Raw genomic sequence first — 23,819 nt, 5'->3', positions numbered from 1 at the left:
CACGACACGCCGCGGGGCTGTCGCCGACACGCCCGGACGTGTCGGTGGACCGCTTTAGACTGAGCGGCCTATGGGTACCAGCGACTCTTTTGTGCACCTGCACAACCACACCGAATACTCGATGCTCGACGGTGCCGCCAAGGTCAAACCCATGCTGGCCGAGGCCCAGCGCCTCGAGATGCCCGCCATCGGCATGACCGACCACGGAAACATGTTCGGCGCCAGCGAGTTCTACAACGCCGCCACCTCCGCCGGCATCAAGCCGATCATCGGCATCGAGGCCTACATCGCGCCGGCCTCGCGGTTCGAGACCAAACGCGTGCTCTGGGGTGATCCCAGCCAGAAGTCCGACGATGTCTCCGGCAGTGGCTCCTACACGCATATGACCATGGTGGCCGAGAACGCCACCGGGCTGCGCAACCTGTTCAAGCTGTCGTCGCTGGCGTCGTTCGAAGGCCAGCTCGGCAAGTGGTCCCGCATGGATGCCGAGATCATCGCCGAACACGCCGAAGGCATCATCGCCACCACCGGCTGCCCGTCCGGTGAGGTGCAGACCCGGTTGCGGCTCGGTCACCTCGACGAAGCCGTGGCCGCTGCCGCCAAGTGGCAGGACATCTTCGGCAAGGAGAACTTCTTCCTCGAGCTGATGGACCACGGCCTCGACATCGAGCGCCGGGTCCGCGAAGGCCTGCTGGAGGTCGGCAAGAAGCTCGGCATCCGGCCGCTGGCCACCAACGACTGCCACTACGTCACCCGCGATGCCTCCCAGAACCACGAGGCGCTGCTGTGCATCCAGACCGGTAAGACGCTCTCGGACCCCAACCGCTTCAAATTCGACGGTGACGGCTACTACCTGAAGTCCGCGGCGGAGATGCGGGCGCTGTGGGACGACCAGGTGCCCGGTGCGTGCGACTCGACGCTGCTGATCGCCGAGCGCGTACAGCCCTACACCGACGTGTGGACGCCCAAGGACCGGATGCCGATCTTCCCGGTGCCCGAGGGCCACGACCAGGGGTCCTGGCTGACGCACGAGGTCATGACCGGGCTCTCGCAGCGCCGGTTCCCCGGCGCCGAGGTTCCGCAGGAGTACATCGACCGGGCGAACTACGAGATCAAGGTCATCTGCGACAAGGGTTTCCCGGCGTACTTCCTGATCGTCGCCGACCTGATCAATTACGCGCGCTCGGTGGGCATCCGGGTGGGCCCGGGCCGTGGATCGGCGGCGGGGTCGCTGGTGGCCTACGCGATGGGTATCACCAACATCGACCCCATCCCGCACGGTCTGCTGTTCGAACGGTTCCTCAACCCCGAACGCCCGTCGGCCCCCGATATCGACATCGACTTCGACGACCGCCGCCGCGGCGAGATGCTGCGGTACGCCGCCAATAAGTGGGGCAGCGACAGGGTGGCCCAGGTCATCACCTTCGGTACCATCAAAACCAAAGCGGCGCTGAAGGATTCGGCCCGTGTGCACTACGGGCAGCCCGGGTTCGCGATCGCCGACCGCATCACCAAGGCCCTGCCGCCGCCCATCATGGCCAAGGACATCCCGGTCTCTGGCATCACCGATCCCACCCACGAGCGGTACAAAGAGGCCGCCGAGGTGCGCGCGCTCATCGACACCGATCCCGATGTGCGCACCATCTACGAGACCGCTCGTGGCCTCGAGGGCCTGGTTCGCAACGCGGGTGTGCACGCGTGTGCGGTGATCATGAGCTCCGAACCGCTGATCGATGCGATCCCGCTGTGGAAGCGCCCGCAGGACGGGGCGGTCATCACGGGCTGGGATTACCCGTCCTGTGAGGCCATCGGCCTGCTGAAGATGGACTTCCTCGGCCTGCGGAACCTGACGATCATCGGTGACGCCATCGAGAACATCAAAGCCAACCGCGGCGTCGATCTGGATCTGGAGTCACTCGACCTCGACGATCCCAAGGCCTATGAACTGCTGGGGCGCGGGGACACGTTGGGAGTGTTCCAGCTCGACGGCAGCGCCATGCGGGATCTGCTGCGGCGTATGCAGCCCACCGAGTTCAACGACATCGTGGCCGTGCTGGCGCTGTACCGGCCGGGTCCCATGGGCATGAACGCGCACAACGACTACGCCGACCGCAAGAACGGCCGCCAGGCCATCAAGCCCATTCACCCGGAGCTCGAAGAGCCGCTCAAGGAGATCCTGGCCGAGACCTACGGCCTGATCGTCTACCAAGAGCAGATCATGTTCATCGCGCAGAAGGTCGCCTCCTACTCCATGGGTAAGGCCGACGCGCTCCGTAAAGCCATGGGTAAGAAGAAGCTGGAGGTGCTCGAGGCCGAGTACAAGGGCTTCAAGGAGGGCATGACGGCCAACGGCTTCTCCGAAGCCGCGGTGAAAGCGTTGTGGGACACCATCCTTCCGTTCGCCGGGTACGCGTTCAACAAATCGCACGCCGCCGGGTACGGCCTGGTGTCCTATTGGACCGCGTATCTCAAGGCCAACTACCCCGGTGAATACATGGCCGGACTGCTCACCTCCGTCGGTGACGACAAGGACAAGGCGGCCATCTACCTGGCCGATTGCCGCCGCCTCGGCATCACCGTGCTGCCGCCCGATGTCAACGAGTCCGTGCAGAACTTCGCCTCCGTGGGTGACGACATCCGGTTCGGTCTGGGCGCGGTGCGCAACGTGGGCGCCAATGTTGTTGCTTCCCTTGTCAACACCCGCAAAGAGCGGGGCAACTTCACCGACTTCTCCGACTACCTCAACAAGATCGACATCGCCGCCTGCAACAAGAAGGTGACGGAGTCGCTGATCAAAGCCGGTGCCTTCGACTCGCTCAAGCATCCGCGCAAGGGCCTGTTCCTGGTGCACACCGACGCCGTCGACTCGGTGCTCGGCACCAAGAAGGCCGAGGCCATGGGCCAGTTCGATCTCTTCGGCGGGGGAGGCGAGGAGGGGGAGACCGACGCCGTCTTCACCATCCGGGTGCCCGACGAAGAGTGGGAGGACAAGCACAAGCTCGCTCTGGAACGCGAGATGCTCGGCCTCTACGTGTCCGGGCATCCGCTCAACGGGGTGGCTCATCTGTTGGCCAATCAGGTCGACACCCAGATCCCGGCGATCCTGGAAGGTGCCATCGCCAACGACACCCAGGTCAGGGTCGGCGGCATCCTGGCCTCGGTGAACCGGCGGGTCAACAAGAACGGCCTGCCGTGGGCGTCGGCGCAGATCGAGGACCTCACCGGTGGTATCGAGGTGCTGTTCTTCCCCCAGACCTACTCGGCGTTCGGGGCCGATATCGCCGACGACGCCGTGGTGCTGGTGGGCGCCAAGGTCGCCATTCGCGATGACCGTATCTCGTTGATCGCCAATGAGCTTGTGGTGCCGGACTTCTCGAGCGCACAGGCGGATCGCCCGCTGGCGGTGAGCCTGCCGACCCGGCAGTGCACCACCGACAAGGTGAGTGCGCTCAAGCAGGTGCTGTCCCGGCATCCCGGCACCTCGAAAGTGCACCTGCGACTGATCAGCGGTGAGCGCATCACCACGCTGGAGCTCGATCAGTCGCTGCGGGTCACCATGTCCTCGGCCCTGATGGGAGACCTCAAGGCGTTGCTCGGACCGGGCTGCCTGGGCGGTTAGAACTCGATCCGGACGATCGCGCTGTCGGGCCAGACGCCGCGGTCGCAGGCCCGGCGCACCTTCTCGCGCAGCGCCAGCTTGCTGTGGACGTTGCGCACGCCGGGGATCTTGATCAGCGGCACGATGGTGTACTGCCACCCGTAGCGACGCCGCAGCAGGTCGTTGGCCCTCGCAGCGGTGGGGGCGGCGAGGATGCTGGCCCGTCCGCCGAACACGGCTTCGTTGCCCGTCACCTGTCCCCGGTAGTCGCACGCCCGGATCTCGACCCGCGGATCGCGGCTCAGCCGCCGGGTCTTGGGGCCGATCTTGGTCCGGAACACCAGGGCGTCACCGTCGAAGGTGAACCAGATCGGGGTGTCCACGGCGCTGCCGTCGGTGCGGTAGCTGCGCAGCAGCGCGTACCGGGAGCGGGTCAACTCGTCGAGGTTCGGCATACCGCCAAGTCAACGACTTAGAGTTGACTCGAAGTCAAGCTCAAGGAGTGCACGTGGCCCTGACCATCGGAGAACTCGCGCGGCGTGCCGACGTCGCCGCCACCACGTTGCGCTACTACGAGCAGATCGGCCTGCTGCCCGCACCGCGCCGGGTTGGGGGCCAGCGCCGGTACGACGAGACGATGCTGGCCCGCCTGGAGGTGATCCGGTTGTGCAAGCGCGCCGGGTTCGCACTCGACGACATCGTGGTGCTGTTCGCCGACGAGGCGCCCGGACGGGCGGCGAGCCGGGCGCTCGCCAAAGCGAAACTCGTCGAAATCGAGGCCAGCATGGCTGAATTGGCCCGGGCCCGCGACATCATCGAGTGGGCGATGGCATGTGAGTGCCCGTCGATCAGCGCTTGCTCGTGCGGTGTGCATCCCCCCGCGCACATCGATTGATTCATCTCGCTCTTGATGCGGCATACTGCTACGGTTCTGCGAATCGGCAGGGCGGGGAGCCCTGCGCAGTGTGTGGTGGGGGCTTCTCTGTGCTCAATTCGACGCTATTTGCTGGTCGAGTGTCCGACAGGGCTGCCCCCGTTCTCGCCGGCGGGCGGGCCGACGCGGCGCTCGTGGGGATCTTCGCCTTCGTGGTCAGTGTCCTGGGTGCCGGCGGACCGTCGTTGTGGCTGGACGAAGCCGCCACCATTGCAGGCTCGACGTACACCCTCGATCAGATGCTGCGGATGCTCGCCAACGTCGACGGCGTGCACGGGGCCTACTACCTGTTCATGCACCTGTGGTTCACGGTGTTTCCCGCGACCGAGTTCTGGGCGCGGCTACCCAGCGCACTGCTGATCGGAGGCGCTGCCGCCGGTGTCGTGGTGCTCGGGAGAGCCCTGTCCACCCGGTCGGTGGCCATCGCCGCCGGCGTAGTGTTCACCGTCCTGCCGCGCACCACCTGGGCCGGGATCGAGGCCCGCTCGTATGCGCTGTCGATGTTCGACGCGGTGTGGCTCACGGTGCTGTGCGTGGCGGCCGTACGTTCGCGCAGGCTCTGGCTCTGGGGTGCCTATGCGGTCGGGTTGGTGATCGCCGCGCTGGGCAATGTCTTCGTGCTGTTCATCGTCGCCGCGCACGGTGCGCTGGTACTCGGATCGAGCCGGTCGCGGACCACGGTGGCGCGATTCGCCGGCGCGGTGGTGGCGGCCACGATTGCGATCGCTCCGTTCCTCCTGCTGATCCAGGGGCAGCAGAAGCAGGTGGCATGGATCGCGCCGGTCGGCCCGGCCACGCTGGGCCAGATTCTCGGCGATCAGTATTTTCCCGCGGTCTACTCCGGCGGCGCCCACACTGCCGGTGAGGAGATCACGCCGGACCAGATCTCGGAGGCGCTGTTCGCCTGGGCGCTGGTGCTGCCGGTTGTGATCGTCGTCCTGGTGGTCGTCGTGGCCGCACTGGTCCTGCGACGGCGCCGCAGCGACGTCGACGTCGGCCCTCACCCGCGGCTGTTGATCTGGACGGCCGCGGTGTGGGTCGTCGTGCCCACGGCCGTCCTGGTGCTCTACTCCGCTGTCACCCGGCCGATGTACCAGCCGCACTACCTGTCCTACACCGCGCCAGGGCTGGCGCTGCTCATCGGGCTGGCGGTGGTGGTCGTCGGCCGGGAACCGCGTCGGATCGCCGTGGTCCTGGCCGTGCTCGTGGTGGCGGCAGTGCCGAACTACCTGGCGCAGCGTGGCCCCTATGCCAAGTTCGGTCATGACCAGAGCGAGGTCGCGAGACTGATCGACGCCGAAGCCGGTGCGGGCGACTGCCTCAACATCGATCTGGCGGCGCCGGAGTCCGTGATCAACGGACTCACGGCGGCACATCCGGATGCCTTCTCCGGTCTACGTGACCCCGGCGTGTCCCGCATCGGTCCCGACCAGCGTGGCCTTTTCGAATCCCGGGTGCCGGTGTCGGCCTGGACCAATGAGCTCCTCACCTGCAATGTTCTGTGGACCGTCACCGAGCGCGATGACACGCTGCCCTCGTATTCCGGCGATGCGGCGGTGCCGCCCGGGCCGCACCTCGAAGCCGAGGTGGCCTACCAGGTGCCGGCCGCGCTGGGCTTCCGGGCCGTCGAACGCTGGCAGTTGAATCTCAGCCAGGTGGTGAAATCGGTCCGGGAGGCGCGGCGCTGAACCGGCAAGGCGCACGGGTGTTATCCCACACCGCCGCACCTTCTGCGCGACGATGAGGTGATGACCGCCCAACGGCCTGACTCCCGGCATGTCAGCGTGTGGATCAACGCCGGCCCGGCCGAGGTGTACGCCTATGCGGCCGATCCCCGTAACTTGCCGCACTGGGCGGCAGGACTGGCCAGTGGTGAGGTCAGGCCGGTCGACGGACGGTGGGCGGTGTCGTCGCCCATGGGTGAGATCAGTGTCGAGTTCGCAGCGCCCAACGACCTGGGGGTGCTCGACCATGTGGTGCGGCTGCCCGGCGGGGCGACGTTCTACAACCCGATGCGGGTGACACCCGCCGCGGACGACGACCGATGGTGCGAGGTGGTGTTCACCGTGCGCGCACAAGCGGGCGCCGATGAGCAGGAGTTGGCTGCTGATGTCGCGGCCGTCAGGGCCGACCTGGAGCAGCTGCGCAGAATCCTGGGCTAGCGCACGCGGTGCAGCAGGCCCAACCCGAGCCACACCACGGAGGCCGCTGCCGCGCCGCCGAGGACGGCGGGGGAGGCGCTGGCGGTGGCCACCGCGACCACACCGAACACCACGAGCCCGACCAGCAGGGCCACCACCTTGTAGGCCGGCCATGGCACACCGGCGACAGAGATCTCCGAGGTGGGTCGCGTGATCGCGGACCGGAAATGCTCGGCGGTGGTCATGTGTTCACGATAGCTCTGATTCAAAGTTTCGGTCAACCGAAACGTGCGATCAGGTTGAACCGGTCAGGCCGGTCCGGCTGGCCGGAGCGCCCGGCGAGGGATGGCCGGTCCGCGCGATTTTCTGGGCATCGGCCGAGCGTGGCACCATTGACCGGTGTCTGCTGATGTGAGCCAGAGTCCCCGCACGGTATCGCCGCTGTCCGCGGCCGACATCGACGCGGCGGCACAGCGGATCAGCGGTGTGGTGACACCGAGCCCCCTGCAGTTCAGCGACCGGTTGTCGCAGTTGACCGGCGCCTTGGTGTACCTCAAGCGTGAGGACCTGCAGTCGGTCCGGTCCTACAAACTGCGCGGTGCCTACAACCTGCTCATGCAGCTCAGTGCCGAGGAGATCGCCGCCGGGGTGGTGTGCTCCTCGGCCGGCAACCACGCCCAGGGGTTCGCGCTGGCCTGCCGGTCCATGGGTATCCACGGCCGGGTCTATGTGCCGGCCAAGACACCGAAGCAGAAGCGCGACCGTATCCGCTATCACGGCGGTGACTTCATCGAGCTGATCGTGGGCGGAGCCACCTACGATCTGGCCGCCGAGGCGGCCCGAGCCGATGTTGCGCGTACCGGTGCCACCCTGGTGCCGCCCTACGACGATCCCCGGACCATGGCCGGGCAGGGCACCATCGCCGTCGAGATCCTCGACCAGCTCGACAGTGAACCCGATCTGGTGATCGTGCCCGTCGGTGGCGGCGGCTGTATCAGCGGTATCACCACCTACATCGCCGAGCGGACTTCGCGTACCGCGGTGCTGGGCGTCGAGCCCGCGGGTGCCGCGTCGATGGACGCGGCGCTGGCCGCCGGTGAGCCGGTCACGCTGGATCACGTGGACCAGTTCGTCGACGGCGCGGCCGTGAACCGGGCCGGTGCATATCCGTTCGCGGCGCTGTCGGCGGCCGGCGACATGGTGTCGTTGAGCACGGTCGACGAAGGTGCGGTCTGCACCGCGATGCTGGACCTCTACCAGAACGAGGGCATCATCGCCGAACCGGCGGGGGCACTGTCCGTCGCGGGGCTGCTCGAAGCCGACATCACCCCGGGTTCGGTGGTGGTGTGCCTGATCTCCGGCGGCAACAACGACGTCTCCCGCTATGGCGAGGTGCTCGAACGGTCGCTGGTGCATCTCGGGCTCAAGCACTATTTCCTGGTCGACTTCCCGCAGGAGCCGGGTGCGCTGCGGCGCTTCCTCGACGAGGTGCTCGGCCCCAATGACGACATCACCTTGTTCGAGTACGTCAAGCGCAACAACCGGGAGACCGGTGAGGCGTTGGTGGGTGTCGAACTGGGTTCTGCCGCCGGCCTCGAAGGTCTGCTGGACCGGATGAAGGCCTCGGAGTGCCACGTCGAGGCGCTCGAACCCGGCTCACCGGCCTACCGCTACCTCACCTGACCTCTCCCGCTACCTCACCTGACCTCCCGGCCGAGCGAGCGTGTCTGCCCGCAACACGCCGCGCAAATCGTGCACACAACGCGCGCTCGCCAGGACATAGCGGCCACACAGGGTGGCTGGCTACCGTTGGGCCCATGAGTTCGACGCTGCATACCGGTCCGGTCGCCGACACCATCGCCGCGCTCTACCGGAAAGCCGACGAACAACGCCGCAGCCGTCCACCGGGCCAGCGTCCGCGGACGCTGGAGGGGACCCCACAGGAACGCGCCGACGCCATGGCGCAGGTCTACATGCCGATCGCCCCCATGGCGGGCAAGCTGCTGTACTCACTCATCCGCTCCGCGCGGCCGCAGGCGGTGGTCGAGTTCGGCATGTCCTTCGGCATCTCGACCCTGCACCTGGCCGCCGCCGTGCGCGACAACGGGCACGGCCGGGTGTTCACCACCGAACTCAGCGAGTCCAAGATCGCCGCTGCCACAGCGACATTCGCCGAAGCCGGCGTCTCCGATCTGATCTCGGTCCTCCAGGGTGACGCGATGAGCACCCTGCCCACGGTGGACGGCCCGGTCGGTGTGGTGCTGCTCGACGGGTGGAAGGAGATGTACCTCGACGTACTGACCCTGCTGCAGCCGAAGCTGTCACCGGGCGCGCTGGTGGTTGCCGACAACACCGAAAGTGCCGGTGCTGCACCCTATCTCGACTACGTGCGGAACCCGGCGAACGGTTTTGTCAGCCTGAACTTCCCCGGCAAGGCCAACGACACCATGGAGCTCAGCTGCTGGGCCGCACTCTGACCAGCGCAGCCCACTGACGATCGTCCTCGGAGATCCCATCGCGCCCCGGCCGCGTCAACAGGAATGCCACGGTGGTGCCCGCTCCGAGCCAACCATCGAGTGCCGCGGGTAACTCCGCGATCACCCCGGCCGCGCGCTCGCGGTCTCGGCGTCCTAGGGCGGGCACCTGTCGGCGAATTCCGTTATCCACAGCCTCAGTTGCCCGGAACCACCCTGACCACCGAGCTGTCGTTGACACGAAAGAACGGCGCGATCGGCAGGCCGTGCATCTCCGCGGCTCCGAGCACCATGTCCGCCCAGTGCAGATCCTCATCGGACACCGCGGTCCCCGAGCCCGGTCGCGAGAACAGGAAGGCCGCTTCGCTTCCCGGAATCATCTGGTCGACGGTCTCACTGAGGTCGACGATCACACTGAAGACCAACAACCAGTCGTCGTAGGACTGGGCGGGGAATTGAGTGAGCGCCTTCTCCATGCGCCGGTCCGCCGTCACAAACGTCATCCACAGCGCCTGCCTACCGAAGCCCAGCGGGTTCATCAGCGCCAGCCACCGCCGACGAAGATCCTCGGAGGAGTGAAGTGTGCCGGGGGCGGCCCCGACGGAAGGAGCGTGATAGCTGTACATGCCGCGAGCATGCCTGCCCACCGCCGACCCGGTATTCCGCCATGCACAGGCGCGGTGGATCACCGCAGCAGGGAACCGTACGGCGTTTCAGCCCTTCAGCACGGCGAAGGAATGCCCCGGCAGTTCGGTGCTCTCACCGCCCGGCTTCGGCTCACCCCAGGCCAGTACCACCTCACCGCCGGCGGGCACGGTGACCGCTTGCTCACCGAGATTCAGGGCGATGGACAGGCTGCCGCGCCGCAGGATGATCCAGCGCTCGGCTTCGTCGTAGTCGACGCCCATGTGGTCCAGCCAGAAGTCCGCGAGATCCGGCTCCCGTTTACGCAATGCGATCATATCGCGGTACAGCTGCAACAGCTCGGCGTGCCCGCCGCTGTCCAGTTCGGCCCAGTCCAGCTTGGACCGCAGGAATGTCTCCGGGTCCTGCGGGTCGGGGATGTCGTCGGCGTCCCAGCCGTGCGAGGCGAACTCGGCCTTGCGGCCCTTGCGGGTGGCCTCGGCCAACTCGGGCTCGGGATGCGACGAGAAGAACTGGAACGGCGTGGACGCCGCCCATTCCTCACCCATGAACAGCATCGCCGTGAACGGTGTCAGCAAGGCCAGCGCTGCGCTGACGGCCAGCTGACCGGCATCCAGATAGGCCGACGGACGGTCCCCGATGGCGCGGTTGCCCACCTGATCGTGCGTACAGGTGTAGGCCAGCAGCCGGTAACCCGGAATCGTGCTGGTATCCAGCGGTCTCCCGTGCCGACGACCCCGGAACGACGAGTAGGTGCCCGCGTGGAAGAAGCCGTTCTTCAGCGTGTGCGCCAGCGTCTCGATCGACCCGAAGTCGTGGTAGTAGCCCTGCCGTTCCCCGGACACCGCGGTGTGCAGAGCATGGTGGATGTCGTCATCCCACTGCGCGGTCATACCGAGGCCGCCGTGGTCGCGCGGTGTGATGAACCGCGGATCATTGCGGTCGGTTTCGGCGATCAGAGACAGCGCGCGGCCCAACTGTGCTGACAGCGCGTCGGTTTCGGCGGACAGTTCTTCGAGAATGTGAATGGCGGTGGTGTCCACCAGCGCGTGCACGGCATCCAGGCGCAGGCCGTCGGCGTGGAAATCGCGCATCCAGCGCAGCGCGCACCCGATGATCAGATTGCGCACCTCGTCGGAATTCTCGTCGGCGATGTTGATGCCTTCGCCCCACGGATTGCTCGCCGCAGACAGATACGGCCCGTAACGGGGTAGATAGTTGCCCGACGGCCCCAGATGGTTGAACACGGCATCGATCAGCACGCCCAGGCCACGGGTGTGGCAGGCGTCGATGAACCGCGCCAACCCGTCCGGCCCGCCGTAAGGTTCGTGCACGGCCCACCACAGCACGCCGTCATAACCCCAGCCGTAGGTGCCGCTGAACGCGTTCACCGGCATCAGCTCAACGAAGTCGACACCGAGGTCCAGCAGGTGATCCAGCTTCGCGATGGCGGCGTCGAAAGTGCCGTCGGCGGTGAAGGTGCCGATGTGCAGTTCGTAGATCACCGCACCCTCGATGGAGCGGCCCGACCACTTCTGGTCGCTCCATTCCACCGAGGCCGGGTCCCACAGCTGGGAGCGTTCGTGCACGCCGTCCGGTTGACGCGGGGAGCGCGGGTCGGGCAGGACGGTCGGGTCGTCATCGAGCAGGAAGCCGTACCGGACATCCGGGGCGACTTCCACTGTGGTGCGCCACCATCCGTCGTCATACCGGGTCATCGCATGCGCGGTTCCCGCGATGTCCAGCCGCACCAACTCGGGTTTCGGCGCCCAGACCGCGAATTCATGTTCAGGCATCGGTTTTCTCCAGCAGGACGACCGAGAGGTCGGTGAACAGTTGCTCGGCACTCACGGTGCCGCTGAGCACCGTGCCGGAGATCAAGTCGGTCCAGGTGCCGGGTGGCAACGTCAAAGTGGTGTCACCCCAACCGGTTTCCTCCAGGCGCACGGTCCAGCGGCTGACCGCCACCAGCACATCGTCTCCGCGCCGGAACGCCACCAACTGCTCGGCGGCGGAACCCTCGGCGATCACCGGGGTGTAGCCGCCGGCCAGGAAGCTGTCCGGGCGCCGGCGGCGCGCCTGCAGCGCTGCGGTGACCACCCGGATCTTGGGATGGTCACCGGCGGCCAGTGCGTCGCGGCGCGCGGGGTAATCCACCGGCCTGCGGTTGTCGGGGTCCACCAGGCTGTCTTCGAACAACTCGGTGCCCTGATAGACGTCGGGTACACCGGGCACGGTGAGCGCCAACAGTTTCTGCGCCAGCGCGTCACTGTGGGCATGGGCGGAGAGCCGTTTCACCAGGGCGGTGATCTCGGTGGCGACCGGGCCGTCGAGCACCTGGTCCACCCACGCGTGGACCGCACCCTCGAATGCCTCGTCGGGGTCGTTCCACGTGGTGTGCACCGCAGCCTCCCGGATGGCCTTCTCGGCGTACCCGTGCAGCCGGCCGCGCAGCTCTTCGGTGACTTCGCCGCTTTCGGGCCACACACCGAAGATGTTCTGCCACAGGAACAATCCGGTGGCGGCATCGGGGGAGGGCGCCTGGGACTCCCATCCGGTGACGAGTTGGGCCCACAGGGACGGCACCTGAGACAGCACCCCGATCCGGGCGCGGACGTCTTCGCCGCGTTTGGTGTCGTGGGTGGTCAACGTCGTCATCGCGGTGGGCCACAACTGCGCCCGCAGCGCTGAACTCTGGTGGAACTCCGCTGCGCTGACCCCGAACCGTTCCGGCGCACCGCCGACTTCGTTGAGGGAGACCAGCCGGGCATCGCGGTAGAACAAGCAGTCCTCGACGGCCTTGGCTGTGACCGCGCCACACAACTGCTGGATGCGCACCGATGCCTCGCCTCCGGCGGCCACCGCCGCCGACACCAGCTCCAGAGGGCGCGCCAGTTGCGGTGCGGCGGCGGCTGTTTCGGCGATCGCGGTGGGCAGAAGTGCCGACAATCCGCGGTAGTCGCTGCGGTAGACACCGAGATTGGTCAGCAGCGCTGCCACTGCGTCGGGCAGCAGCGGGTGGTCGTGGCCCACCGCGGCGACGATCACCCGGGTCAGCCGGGCCAGCTCACTGGACAGGGTTTCGGTGGCCGCGCCGATCTTGAGGTCGGCTTCCATGGCTGCCACCTCGGCGTGATCGAACCCGGCCGATGCGGCCAACGCGGTCAGTGCCTCTTCGCCGGTGGGGTCGATGAACAGGCCGCCCACCTCACGCAGGGCGTCGTAGCCGGTGGTGCCGTTGACGGGCAGTGTCGGTTCCAGCGCCTCGTCGGCGGCGAGTATCTTCTCGACCACCAGATAGGCGTTCGGACCGATCAATTCGCGTAACCACTGCAGGTAACCGGCCGGGTCGGACAGGCCGTCGGGGTGGTCCACCCGCACCCCGTCGACCAGCCCCTCGGTGAACCATCGGCGCACTTCGGCGTGACTGGCGTCGAAGACGTCGCGGTCCTCCTGGCGGATCCCGGCCAGCGAGGTGATGGAGAAGAAGCGGCGGTACCCGCACACCCCGTTGCGCCAGCCGATCAGCCGGTAGTGTTGCCGGTCGTGCACCTCGGGACCGGTTCCGTCACCGGTACCGGGCGCGATCGGGAAAGCGAGATCGCCGAGGCGCAACACGTCCCCGTCCACCTGCAGGTCATCGACATCGGAGTCGGATCCGAGCACCGGCAATACGATTCTGCGGTCCGGATCCAGGGTCCAGTCGATGTCGAAATACGTGGAGTACTGCGACTGTTCGCCGTGCCGCAGGACGTCCCACCACCAAGGGTTGAGTTCGGGTTTGTCCACCCCGACGTGGTTGGGCACGATGTCGACGATGATCCCGAGGCCGCGTCCGCGGGCTGCGGAGGCCAGCGATGAAAGGCCTTGCGCTCCACCGAGTTCGGCGGACACCGTGGTGGGGTCGGTGACGTCGTACCCATGGGTCGAGCCCGGTACGGGTGTCAGGACGGGCGACAGGTACAGATGGCTGACCCCGAGATCGGCCAGGTAGTCGACCAGCTTCTCGGCATCTTCGAAGCGAAACTCGTCGCCGCGCAACTGGAGTCGATATGTCGACAGCACAGGAGAGGTCATGGGTTCAGACCGTCTTACGCAGGATCAGTACGGAACGGGGCTGTAGAGACACGGTCTCTCCGGCTTTGACCACCAGGTCACTATCTCCTCGGGAATCAGCGGTGTCCACGGCGGCGGTCCACTCGTGGGCGTAGCTGGTGTCGGGTGTGGTGAATTCCACGGGTTCGGGGTGGGAGTTGAAGCACAACAGGAACGAGTCGTCGACCACACGTTCGCCGCGGGCATTCGGCGCCGGAATCGCGTCGCCGTTGAGGAACACCGCCACGCACTGCCCGAAACCGGATCCCCAGTCTTCGGGCGTCATCTCCTGTCCGGCGGTGGTCAGCCAGGCGATGTCACGGGCCTGCTCGCCGGTACGGATGGGCTTGCCCTCGAAGAACCTGCGACGCTTGAACACCGGGTGCGCCTTGCGGAACGCCGTCACCTTGCGGGTGAATGCCAGCAGGTCTGTATTCGACTGGCACAGCGACCAATCCATCCATGACAGCGGCGAGTCCTGGCAGTAGGCATTGTTGTTGCCGTGCTGGGTGCGGCCGATCTCGTCGCCGTGGCTGATCATCGGGGTGCCTTGACTGACCATCAGGGTGGCCCAGATGTTGCGCATCTGTTTGGCGCGCAGCTCCAGGATCTCGGGGTCGTCGGTGGGTCCTTCGACCCCGCAGTTCCACGACCGGTTGTGGCTCTCGCCGTCGCGGTTGTCCTCACCGTTGGCCAGGTTGTGCTTCTCGTTGTAGGACACCAGGTCGGCCAGGGTGAAGCCGTCGTGAGCGGTGACGAAGTTGATCGACGCGCTCGGACGCCGTCCGGTGGCCTCGTAGAGGTCGGAGGACCCGGTGAGTCGGGAGGCGAATTCGCCCAGAGTCGCGGGCTCGCCCCGCCAGTAATCGCGCACAGTGTCGCGATATTTCCCGTTCCACTCGGTCCACAAACCAGGGAAATTGCCCACCTGGTATCCGCCTTCACCGACGTCCCACGGTTCGGCGATCAGCTTCACCTGGCTGATCACCGGGTCTTGCTGCACGAGGTCGAAGAACGCCGAGAGCCGGTCCACGTCGTAGAACTCGCGGGCCAGCGTCGAGGCCAGGTCGAACCGGAAACCATCCACATGCATCTCCAGTACCCAATAACGCAGCGAATCCATGATCAGCTGCAGAGTGTGAGGATGACGGGCGTTGAGGCTGTTGCCGGTGCCGGTGAAGTCCTTGTAGAGGCGGGCGTCGCCGTCCAGCAGCCGGTAGTAGGCGGCGTTGTCGATACCGCGGAAGTTGACCGTCGGTCCGAGGTGGTTGCCCTCGGCGGTGTGGTTGTAGACCACATCGAGGATCACCTCGATACCGGCTTCGTGGAACGCCCTGACCATGGTCTTGAACTCGGCGACGGCGCCGCCGGCGTGTCGGGTGGCCGCGTACTGGTAGTGCGGGGCGAAGAAGCCCACGGAGTTGTAGCCCCAGTAGTTGCGCAGTCCCAGATCCAGCAGGCGGTGGTCGTGCATGAACTGGTGCACCGGCATCAACTCGATGGCTGTCACGTTCAGCGATTTGAGATGGTCGATGATCACCGGGTGGGCCAGCCCGGCGTAGGTCCCGCGGAGTTCCTCGGGCACGCCGGGGTGCGTCTGCGTCATGCCCTTGACGTGCGCCTCGTAGATGATCGTCTCGTGGTAGGGCGTGCGCGGCGCCCGGTCGGACTGCCAATTGAAGAACGGGTTGATCACCACGCTGGTCATCGTGTGACCCAGCGAGTCCACCATGGGCGGGATCCCGCCGGAGGCCAGGTCGTCGGCTTCCAGGTCGTAGGAGAACAGCGCCTGGCTGAAGTCGAAGTCGCCGTGGAACGATTTTCCATACGGGTCCAGCAGCAGCTTGCTGGGGTCACACCGGTGCCCGCGGCTGGGGTCCCAGGGCCCGTACACCCGGAACCCGTACCGCTGTCCCGGAGTGATGGTGGGCAGATACGCATGCCAGACGTAGCCGTCCACCTCGTCGAGTTCGATACGCGTCTCGGTGCCGTTCTTGGCGATCAGGCACAGCTCGACCTTCGAGGCCACTTCGGAGAACACGGAGAAGTTGGTGCCGGCCCCGTCGTAGGTTGCCCCGAGCGGATACGGCGTGCCCGGCCACACGGTGGTGACAGTGGGCGCCGGTGTCAGCGGGGCGCTGGGTGCGGGCAGGCCTTCAGATGGACCGGGTGGCTCGCTCGACGGCATCGTTCGACCTTATCGGCGCGAGGGTCCGAATGCGCACCACCCGCGACGACTGCGACGTTCACCACCAGCCGGTGGCCGGGCCCATCTGCCTGCCCAGTTCGTCGACCAGGGTGCGCATGTACGTCGCGGTCAGGTGGTGAGAATCGTGATACAGCAGCACATTTCCCTCGACAGCGCGGCAGATCTCCTGGCCGCACACGGCATCGCTCATGTCCAGCGGTTTGAGCAGCGGGAACTGCTCGACGAAATCGAGTGTGGGATTGTGGGCCGAGAGCGCCTCGGAGCGTTTCATCCCACACGACGTGGCGTCGCCACCGCTGGCCAGGCAGTCCGCCGGCAGGAACGGATTGCGGTCCTCGTCGAGAATCCACGGCGTGTCCCGCATCGCCAGCACTGGAATCTTGTTGTCGGACAACGTTTGCCAGATCCCGATATAGGTGGCCGGCATGACATCGCCGGCTTTGATGTTCCACGGCCGGGTCGACGTGGTGAACACGAAGTCGGGGTGGTCGGCGACCAGCTTGCTCATCACCCGCTCGTTCCAGGTGTGGCAGTTGGGGTACTCCCGGTTGCTGCCCATCACCAGCGGCCGTTCTTCGGTGGTCAGCGGGCAGCCCATCTTGAGGTAGGTCACCACTTTGAAGCCGTGCTGCTTGCCCAGGACGTCCAGGGCGGTGATCCAATGTTCGGCGTGCGAGCCACCGGCCAACGCGATGGTGCGGGTCGCCGACTCGTCACCGTAGGTGCAGTTGAGGATGCTCACATTGCTGAAGTCGCTGATACAGCCGTCGATGGTGGACTGGGGCAGATCGTCCTTGGCTTCGAGCACCGTCGGACGCATCGGAAGATCCGGCACCCGACGCTGATGCAGCAGCGCGTCGGCGCCCGGGTAGTCCTGCGAACTCAGGCCGGCCAGTTCCTCGCCGTTGTCGCGCTGCACGGTGACGTGCTCGCGCCAGGTGAACGACGTGGCGGTCAGCGCGACGCCCAGCAGGATCACCGTCGAGCCCAGCGCCATCGTCGGCCGCCGCAGCCGTTTGCGCCAGGACACCTTCACCACGTGCGGTGACGGCGCCCGGTAGCGCAACGGCTCCTCGACGAACCGCATGGTCAGGTAGGCCAGCACCCCGGAGATCAGCAGGATCACCGCGCCTTCGGCGAAGTTGGCGTGTTCCCGTCCGGTGAGCACCAGCCAGAAGATCAGCAGCGGCCAATGCCACAGGTACAGCGAATAGGCCATCGAACCCAGCGTCACGAAGGGCCGCCAGGCCAAGATCCGATTCGGCAGCGGAAGCTTCTCACCCTGCTGCCGGTTGGCCGCCGCCAGGATCATCAGGACTCCTGCGCCCACCGGGACCAGCGCCCACGGCCCGGGGAACTCCTGCACTCCGTCGATCAGCCACCCGCACGACAGGATGGCCGCCAGCGCCACGGTGGCCGCGACCACACGTAGCCACATCGGCCAGCGGATGTGACCCACCAGCGCGCCCGCCACGGCGCCCAGCAGCAGCTCCCACGCGCGCGCGAAACTGTTGTAGTAGGCGGTGGTCTGGTCGGCGTTGTGGGCGATGATCGCGTACACGAACGAGGCGATGGTCAGCGCGCCCAGCAGCACGATGAAGAACACCCGCAGGTGCTTGCCCAGGGGCCGGCGCAGCAGTGCGGTCAGCCCGAAGACGATGATCAGGAACGCGATGTAGAACTGGCCCTGGACCGACATCGACCAGATGTGTTGCAGCGGACTGACGGCCTCACCGGCGCGCAGATAGTCCGACGCGGTGTTTGCCAGCTCCCAGTTCTGGTAATAGCCCAGGCTGGCCAGGCTCTGGTCGGCGAAGGTCTCCCAGCGGGTCTCCGGCTGCACCAGGATGGTCAGGACAGCGGACGCCGCGAGCACCACCACCAGCGCCGGCAGCAGCCGTCGCACCAGCCGGGTCACTTCGCGCGCCGGCGACAGCTTCAGGCCCGGGGTCAGCGAGTTGCGCAGCAACCGGCCACCGAAGAAGAAGCCGGACAGCACGAGGAACACGTCGACACCGCCGGAAACCCGGCCGAACCACACGTGGAAGACAGCAACCAGCGCGATGGCCACACCGCGCAGTCCATCGAGATCATGTCGGTAGAAACCCGATTTCCTGGTCCCCATCGCGGTCGGGGTCACAGGTTCCGGAGTGGTTGCTGGCTCCGGCCTGGTCGGGGTCAAGAACATCATGGTCGACAGACAATGTACCCAACAGGTCTGGGTAACTCCTGGTGAGCAAAGCGCCGCGTCGTCTCCGATACTCTCGGTGCCCGTGCCGACGCAGTCCCGATTGACTCCCGCCGAGATCAGCGCCATCGACGCCGCGCATGTCTGGCATCCGTACAGCACTATCGGAGCCCCGGGCGCACTGCCGGCGACGGTGGTGCTCAGCGCCGCAGGGGCCTACCTGAAGGTGGTCCGGGACGGACGGTCGGTGGACGTGCTCGACGGTATGGCGTCGTGGTGGACCGCGGTACACGGGCACGGGCACCCGGTCCTCGACGAGGCCGTCACCCGCCAGGTGTCGACCATGAGCCACGTGATGTTCGGCGGTCTCACCCACGAACCGGCGGCCCGGTTGGCGCAGCTGCTGGTGCAGATCACCCCCGCCGGTCTGGAGACGGTGTTCTTCAGCGACTCCGGGTCGGTGTCGGTGGAGGTGGCGGTCAAGATGGCGGTGCAGTACCAGCGCAGCCGCGGCCACACCGGCAGGACCCGTCTGATGACGTGGCGCGGCGGCTACCACGGCGACACGTTCACCCCGATGAGCGTCTGTGACCCCGAGGGCGGCATGCACTCGCTGTGGACCGACATCCTGACCGAGCAGGTTTTCGCCCCGCCGGTGCCCGCCGCCTACGACCCGGCCTACAGCGCGGCCTTCGACGCGCAGCTGGCCCAACATGCCCACCAGGTGGCGGCGGTCATCGTGGAGCCGGTGGTCCAGGGGGCCGGCGGTATGCGGTTCCATGACCCGCGCTACCTGTCCGATCTCCGGGCGATCTGCGACCGCCACGACGTGCTGCTGATCTTCGACGAGATCGCGACGGGTTTCGGGCGCACCGGTGAACTGTTCGCCGCCGACCATGCCGGGGTCAGCCCGGACATCATGTGCGTCGGCAAGGCGCTGACCGGGGGATACATCACCCTGGCCGCCACCTTGTGCACCTGGGAGATCGCCCATGTCATCAGTGCCTCGGATGCGGGCGCGCTGATGCACGGCCCGACGTTCATGGCCAATCCGCTGGCCTGCGCCGTCGCGGTGGCCAGTGTGGAGCTGCTGCTCGGCCAGGACTGGCGCACCCGGGTGGCCGAGATCGCCGCGGGCCTGGAGGCCGGGCTGGCGCCCGCGCGCAGCGTGGCCGGGGTGGCCGATGTCCGGGTCCGCGGCGCGATCGGTGTGGTGGAGCTGAGCCGGCCGGTGGACCTGGCCGTCGCCACCGCAGTGGCGCTGGATCACGGCGTGTGGCTGCGCCCGTTCCGCAACCTGGTGTACGCGATGCCGCCGTTCGTGTGCACGCCCGCCGAGATCGACCGCATCGCCTCGGCGATGGTGGCCGTGGCGCGTGCGCTAGCCTGAACGGTGTTCAATTAAGGCGGCGTTCCGTTCGCCCCGACATGGCGAGGTCACCGGTGTCGATTCGTGCGCAGGTATCACCACTGGAGTGGCTCGACGCCACCGAACAGCAGCGCCGCGCCGCCGGACTGCGGCGGGCACTACGCCCCCGGCCCGCGGTGGCGCCGGAACTGGATCTGGCCTCCAATGATTACCTCGGGCTGTCGCAGCACCCGGCGGTGATCGAGGCCGGGGTGGCCGCCCTGCGCACCTGGGGAGCGGGTTCGACCGGATCCCGGCTCGTCACCGGCGACACCGACCTGCACCAGCAGTTCGAACGCTCGCTCGCCGAATTCGTCGGCGCGCCGGCGGCTTTGGTGTTCTCGTCGGGATACACGGCCAACATCGGCGCCGTCGTGGCACTGTCGGGCCCCGGCTCGCTGCTGGTCTCCGATGCCTATTCCCACGCCTCCCTGGTCGACGCCTGCCGGCTCTCGCGGGCGCGGGTCGTGGTCACTCCGCACCGCGACGTCGACGCCGTCGAGCAGGCCCTGGCGGGCCGTACCGAAGAACGCGCACTGGTCATCACCGATTCGGTGTTCAGCGCAGACGGGGCGCTGGCGCCGCTGCGCCGGCTGCACGAGGTGTGCCGAAAACACGGCGCGGTGCTGCTGGTCGACGAGGCGCACGGACTCGGGGTGCGTGGCGACGGTGGGCGCGGCCTACTCCAGGAAACCGGGCTGGCGGGCGCCCCCGACATCGTGATGACGACGACGTTGTCCAAGGCGCTGGGCAGCCAGGGTGGTGCGGTGCTCGGATCCGTGGCCGTCCGTGACCACCTGATCGACGCGGCCCGAACCTTCATCTTCGACACCGGTTTGGCGCCGGCGGCGGTCGGCGCAGCGCTGGCTGCTCTGCAGCTGCTGGCCGCCGAACCCGAACGCGCTCGAGCTGTCCTGGCCCACGCGCGCGAACTGGCCCGGGTGTGCGGGGTCGCCGACGAACCGCAGTCAGCGGTCGTGTCGGTCATCCTCGGCGAGCCGGAGGTGGCCGTGGCGGCGGCCGCCGCCTGCCTGGAACGCGGGGTCCGGGTGGGCTGTTTCCGGCCGCCGACGGTGCCCGCGGGGACATCGCGGCTGCGCCTGACCGCGCGCGCGTCGCTGACCGCCGACGAACTGGGCCTGGCCCGGCGGGTGATGACCGAGGTGTTGGCCGGCCGATGAGCGTCGTCGTGGTTTCCGGGACCGGAACCGGTGTGGGCAAGACGGTGGCCACCGCCGCGCTGGCGTGTCATGCGCGCCTCCTCGCCCTGCCCGTGGCGGTCTGCAAACCGGTGCAGACCGGAACCGCCCCGGCCGAGGCCGAAGCCGGTGACGACGACCTGGCCGAAGTGGGCCGCTTGTCGGGTATCGCCGGGCTGCACGGCCTGGCGCGCTACCCCGAGCCGCTGGCGCCTGTCGCAGCCGCGGAGCAGGCCGGTGAACCGCTGCCCACCGAGGAGGAGCTGCTGGCGGCCATCCGTGCCGTCGACGCGCCGGGGCAGCTCACCCTGGTCGAAGGCGCCGGCGGCCTGCTGGTGCAGATCGGCGCCGGCGGTGTCACGGTCCGCGATCTGGCGGAGCGGCTGGACGCACCGGTCGTGGTGGTGGTGTCCGCGACGTTGGGCACCCTCAACCACACGGCCCTGACCCTGGAATCGCTGGCTCATCGGGGGTTGCGCTGCGCCGGATTGGTCATCGGCTCGTGGCCGGCCCGGCCGGGTGCTGCCGAGGTGTCGAACCGGGGCGCGCTGGCCGAACTGGCACCGGTGCGCGCGGCGCTGCCGGCCGGGGCGGGTTCACTGTCGGCGCAGGACTTCTCGACGCTGTGTGCTTCGGCGTTCGATCCTGAGTGGCTGACCGGTTTGATCGAATGAGCCGGTGGCACATTCGATCGAGCTGTACTTCGACGACGACACCGACGCTGCGCTGAGGGCGGTGTGGGCGGAACTGGCCGAGGCCGGGGTGCCCAGTCAGCTGCGGGTGACGTCCACCAGCAACCGGCCGCACGTGACGATGGCGGTGGCGGGCCGTATCGACCCCGCGGTGGACGACGAGCTGGCGCAGCTGGGGGAGCACCTGCCCCTGCCCTGTACGGTCGGCGCCCCCCTGGTCTTCGGTCATCCGCCCGCGAACGGGCCGGAAAATGCTGGCGACTCGGACCAAGCGGTCGATCTGGGCGTGGGCCGCTTCACCCTGGCGCACCTCATCGTGCCGTCCACCGCACTGCTCGAGCTGCACGACGCGGTGAACCGCATCTGCGCGCCGCACATGTCGTCGTGGCGTGCACCGCACACCGACTCACAGCAGTGGACACCGCACGCGACGCTCGGCCGCAAACTGACCGCCGAGCAGGTCGCGGTGGCGCTGGCCTGTGCCCGCGGTGTCACGCGGGAGCGGCGCGCGTTCTTCGTCGGACTCCGGCGCTGGGATGGCGACGCCCGCGTCGACTACCGATTGATCGAGAACTCACGGCTGCCGTAGACCACCGCGCACCGAGATCCCGTCGATCAGCAGGGACAACCCGAAACCGAATGTGTCCGGCCGGTCCACCCCCAGCCCGGACTGCCCGGCCGGCAGCGCCCCCGCGGAGTCCAACTGCAACCGCGACTGCTCATCGACGGTGAACCCGAGGGTGTAGTAGACGATGGTGCGCGCCGCCAGCTCGGTCTGCGCATCCGGCACCCCGGCGTCGCGGGCGGCATCGGCCAGCAACCCCAGGATCAGCGGCATGGCCGCCGATTGCCCCGAGGCGAAGCTCGACGAGGCCAGCTCGGCGCCGTCGGTGTGCGACAGCAGTGCGTCACGCAGTCGGCTGCACACCGTGGCGATGCGTTCACGCCAGCCCAGGCCGTCGACCGGCCGGCAGGCGGGTCGCAGCAGCTCGTCGGCCACCGCGCCCAGCAGTTCCTGTTTGTTGGCGAAATGCCAGTACAGGGCGCCGGCGGTGACGTCGAGTTCACGCGCCAGCCGGCGCATGGTCAGGTCGGCGATCCCGAAGTTGTCCAGGATCTCGGTCGCTGTGCGAATCACGTCTCGTTTGTGCAGTTGCACGCCACTAGCCTAACCTGAACACCGTTCAAGTGGCACGCAGGGATGCTGCAAACGAGAGGAGCGTCAGCCGTGACGCAAGCTGCAGTCGATGTACTCGGACTGGCCCGCGAGCAGGTTCTGGAGCGCGGGGAAGGTCTCACCCAGGATCAGGTGCTGCAGGTCCTGCAACTGCCCGACGACCAACTCGAAGCCCTGCTGGCCCTGGCCCACGAGGTCCGGATGAAGTGGTGCGGCCCCGAGGTCGAGGTCGAGGGCATCATCAGCCTCAAGACCGGCGGTTGTCCCGAGGACTGCCACTTCTGCTCTCAGTCGGGCCTTTTCGCCTCCCCGGTACGCAGCGCATGGCTCGACATCCCGAGCCTGGTGGAAGCCGCGAAACAGACCGCGAAATCGGGGGCCACCGAGTTCTGCATCGTCGCCGCCGTGCGCGGCCCCGACGAGCGGCTGCTGGCCCAGGTGGCCGCGGGGATCGAAGCCATCCGCAACGAGGTCGACATCCAGATCGCCTGCTCGCTGGGCATGCTGGACCAGGAGCAGGTGGACCGCCTCAAGGGCATGGGCGTGCACCGCTACAACCACAACCTGGAGACCTCGAAGTCGTTTTTCCCGAATGTGGTCACCACCCACACCTGGGAGGAGCGCTGGGGCACCTTGGAGATGGTGCGCGACGCCGGTATGGAGGTCTGCTGCGGCGGCATCCTCGGGATGGGCGAGACCCTGGAGCAACGCGCGGAATTCGCCGCGAATCTCGCCGAGCTCGATCCACACGAGGTACCGCTGAACTTCCTCAACCCGCGCCCGGGGACGCCGTTCGGCGACCTCGAGGTGCTTCCGGCCGCCGAGGCGCTCAAGGCCGTCGCCGCGTTCCGGCTGGCGCTGCCGCGCACCATGCTGCGCTTCGCGGGTGGCCGGGAGATCACCCTCGGCGACCTGGGCGCCAAGAAGGGCATCCTGGGTGGCATCAACGCGGTGATCGTGGGCAACTACCTCACCACACTGGGCCGGCCGGCCGAGGCTGACCTGGAACTCCTCGACGATCTGCAGATGCCGATCAAGGCGCTCAACGCGAGCCTGTAG

At 67.4% G+C, this 23,819-nt stretch carries 20 protein-coding genes; 11 read left to right on the top strand and 9 right to left on the bottom strand.

All coding sequences use genetic code 11. The features are described from left to right. Positions 1-70 precede the first annotated feature (70 nt). The gene (gene dnaE, locus AC3A6P_RS29455; RefSeq protein WP_487695910.1) at positions 71-3,619 is read left to right on the top strand and encodes a DNA polymerase III subunit alpha; all 3,549 of its coding nucleotides are present in this window, start codon (positions 71-73) and stop codon (positions 3,617-3,619) included. On the opposite strand, the gene AC3A6P_RS29450 is transcribed toward dnaE, so the two are convergent. Then, a complete protein-coding gene (locus tag AC3A6P_RS29450; RefSeq protein ID WP_487695909.1) occupies positions 3,616-4,053 on the bottom strand; it encodes a PPOX class F420-dependent oxidoreductase in 438 nt (145 codons plus the stop codon). The two genes, dnaE and AC3A6P_RS29450, sit on opposite strands and share 4 nt — an antisense overlap. Before the next feature lie 53 nt (positions 4,054-4,106). Between AC3A6P_RS29450 and AC3A6P_RS29445 the strand changes: the two genes are divergently transcribed. The 3 genes from AC3A6P_RS29445 to AC3A6P_RS29435 all read left to right on the top strand — a co-directional run bounded on the left by AC3A6P_RS29445 (position 4,107) and on the right by AC3A6P_RS29435 (position 6,694). Beyond that, a complete protein-coding gene (locus AC3A6P_RS29445; protein ID WP_487695908.1) occupies positions 4,107-4,493 on the top strand; it encodes a MerR family transcriptional regulator in 387 nt (128 codons plus the stop codon). 119 nt (positions 4,494-4,612) lie between these two features. Continuing rightward, positions 4,613-6,220: a glycosyltransferase family 39 protein gene (locus AC3A6P_RS29440; RefSeq protein WP_487695907.1), complete on the top strand. Its 1,608-nt coding sequence runs from the start codon at positions 4,613-4,615 to the stop codon at positions 6,218-6,220. 60 nt (positions 6,221-6,280) lie between these two features. Next, positions 6,281-6,694 carry an SRPBCC family protein gene (locus tag AC3A6P_RS29435; RefSeq protein ID WP_487695906.1) on the top strand — a complete coding sequence of 138 codons (414 nt, stop codon included), beginning with the start codon at positions 6,281-6,283 and terminating at the stop codon, positions 6,692-6,694. On the opposite strand, the gene AC3A6P_RS29430 is transcribed toward AC3A6P_RS29435, so the two are convergent. Further along, complete coding sequence (locus AC3A6P_RS29430; RefSeq protein ID WP_487695905.1) at positions 6,691-6,918, bottom strand: hypothetical protein; 228 nt, start codon at positions 6,916-6,918, stop codon at positions 6,691-6,693. The genes AC3A6P_RS29435 and AC3A6P_RS29430 overlap by 4 nt on opposite strands. Positions 6,919-7,072: 154 nt before the next feature. Here AC3A6P_RS29430 and ilvA point away from each other — a divergent pair, with 154 nt between their 5' ends. Together ilvA and AC3A6P_RS29420 are read left to right on the top strand one after the other, a co-directional pair. Continuing rightward, entirely contained in the window at positions 7,073-8,356 is a 1,284-nt protein-coding gene (gene ilvA, locus AC3A6P_RS29425; protein WP_487695904.1) for a threonine ammonia-lyase IlvA, read from the top strand. Positions 8,357-8,490: 134 nt separating this feature from the next. After that, positions 8,491-9,150 carry an O-methyltransferase gene (locus AC3A6P_RS29420; RefSeq protein WP_487695903.1) on the top strand — a complete coding sequence of 220 codons (660 nt, stop codon included), beginning with the start codon at positions 8,491-8,493 and terminating at the stop codon, positions 9,148-9,150. Here the strand turns inward: AC3A6P_RS29420 and AC3A6P_RS29415 are convergent. The 6 genes from AC3A6P_RS29415 to AC3A6P_RS29390 form a co-directional block, all read right to left on the bottom strand. After that, positions 9,128-9,316 (bottom strand): hypothetical protein, encoded by a 189-nt coding sequence (locus tag AC3A6P_RS29415; protein ID WP_487695902.1) that lies wholly within the window; start codon positions 9,314-9,316, stop codon positions 9,128-9,130. The genes AC3A6P_RS29420 and AC3A6P_RS29415 overlap by 23 nt on opposite strands. A gap of 28 nt (positions 9,317-9,344) precedes the next feature. Beyond that, positions 9,345-9,773 (bottom strand): hypothetical protein, encoded by a 429-nt coding sequence (locus AC3A6P_RS29410; RefSeq protein ID WP_487695901.1) that lies wholly within the window; start codon positions 9,771-9,773, stop codon positions 9,345-9,347. An 87-nt stretch (positions 9,774-9,860) separates the two neighbouring features. Next, positions 9,861-11,588, bottom strand: a complete 1,728-nt coding sequence (treZ, locus tag AC3A6P_RS29405; protein WP_487695900.1) for a malto-oligosyltrehalose trehalohydrolase — start codon at positions 11,586-11,588, stop codon at positions 9,861-9,863. Further along, complete coding sequence (gene treY, locus AC3A6P_RS29400) at positions 11,581-13,869, bottom strand: malto-oligosyltrehalose synthase (RefSeq protein ID WP_487695899.1); 2,289 nt, start codon at positions 13,867-13,869, stop codon at positions 11,581-11,583. Before treY ends, treZ begins: the two co-directional genes overlap by 8 nt. Before the next feature lie 4 nt (positions 13,870-13,873). Continuing rightward, positions 13,874-16,075, bottom strand: coding sequence for a glycogen debranching protein GlgX (gene glgX / locus AC3A6P_RS29395; RefSeq protein WP_487695898.1), 2,202 nt, complete (start codon positions 16,073-16,075; stop codon positions 13,874-13,876). Positions 16,076-16,133: 58 nt separating this feature from the next. Continuing rightward, positions 16,134-18,287, bottom strand: coding sequence for an acyltransferase family protein (locus AC3A6P_RS29390; protein WP_487695896.1), 2,154 nt, complete (start codon positions 18,285-18,287; stop codon positions 16,134-16,136). 82 nt (positions 18,288-18,369) lie between these two features. Between AC3A6P_RS29390 and AC3A6P_RS29385 the strand changes: the two genes are divergently transcribed. The 4 genes from AC3A6P_RS29385 to AC3A6P_RS29370 are packed head-to-tail and all read left to right on the top strand — an operon-like array spanning position 18,370 to position 22,172. Then, on the top strand, positions 18,370-19,674 hold the full coding sequence (locus AC3A6P_RS29385; protein WP_487695895.1) for an adenosylmethionine--8-amino-7-oxononanoate transaminase: 1,305 nt from the start codon (positions 18,370-18,372) through the stop codon (positions 19,672-19,674). 53 nt (positions 19,675-19,727) lie between these two features. Beyond that, positions 19,728-20,873: an 8-amino-7-oxononanoate synthase gene (locus tag AC3A6P_RS29380; RefSeq protein WP_487695894.1), complete on the top strand. Its 1,146-nt coding sequence runs from the start codon at positions 19,728-19,730 to the stop codon at positions 20,871-20,873. Then, positions 20,870-21,565, top strand: coding sequence for a dethiobiotin synthase (bioD, locus tag AC3A6P_RS29375; RefSeq protein ID WP_487695893.1), 696 nt, complete (start codon positions 20,870-20,872; stop codon positions 21,563-21,565). Before AC3A6P_RS29380 ends, bioD begins: the two co-directional genes overlap by 4 nt. A gap of 4 nt (positions 21,566-21,569) precedes the next feature. Next, entirely contained in the window at positions 21,570-22,172 is a 603-nt protein-coding gene (locus AC3A6P_RS29370; protein WP_487695892.1) for a 2'-5' RNA ligase family protein, read from the top strand. Here the strand turns inward: AC3A6P_RS29370 and AC3A6P_RS29365 are convergent. After that, on the bottom strand, positions 22,158-22,742 hold the full coding sequence (locus AC3A6P_RS29365) for a TetR/AcrR family transcriptional regulator C-terminal domain-containing protein (protein ID WP_487695891.1): 585 nt from the start codon (positions 22,740-22,742) through the stop codon (positions 22,158-22,160). The genes AC3A6P_RS29370 and AC3A6P_RS29365 overlap by 15 nt on opposite strands. Positions 22,743-22,784: 42 nt before the next feature. Between AC3A6P_RS29365 and bioB the strand changes: the two genes are divergently transcribed. After that, complete coding sequence (bioB, locus tag AC3A6P_RS29360; protein ID WP_487695890.1) at positions 22,785-23,819, top strand: biotin synthase BioB; 1,035 nt, start codon at positions 22,785-22,787, stop codon at positions 23,817-23,819.

The organism is Mycobacterium sp. Soil_C_30 (assembly GCF_057656995.1).
The sequence above is the reverse complement of the archived record's forward strand: the minus strand, read 5'-3'. Positions and strand labels throughout refer to the sequence as shown.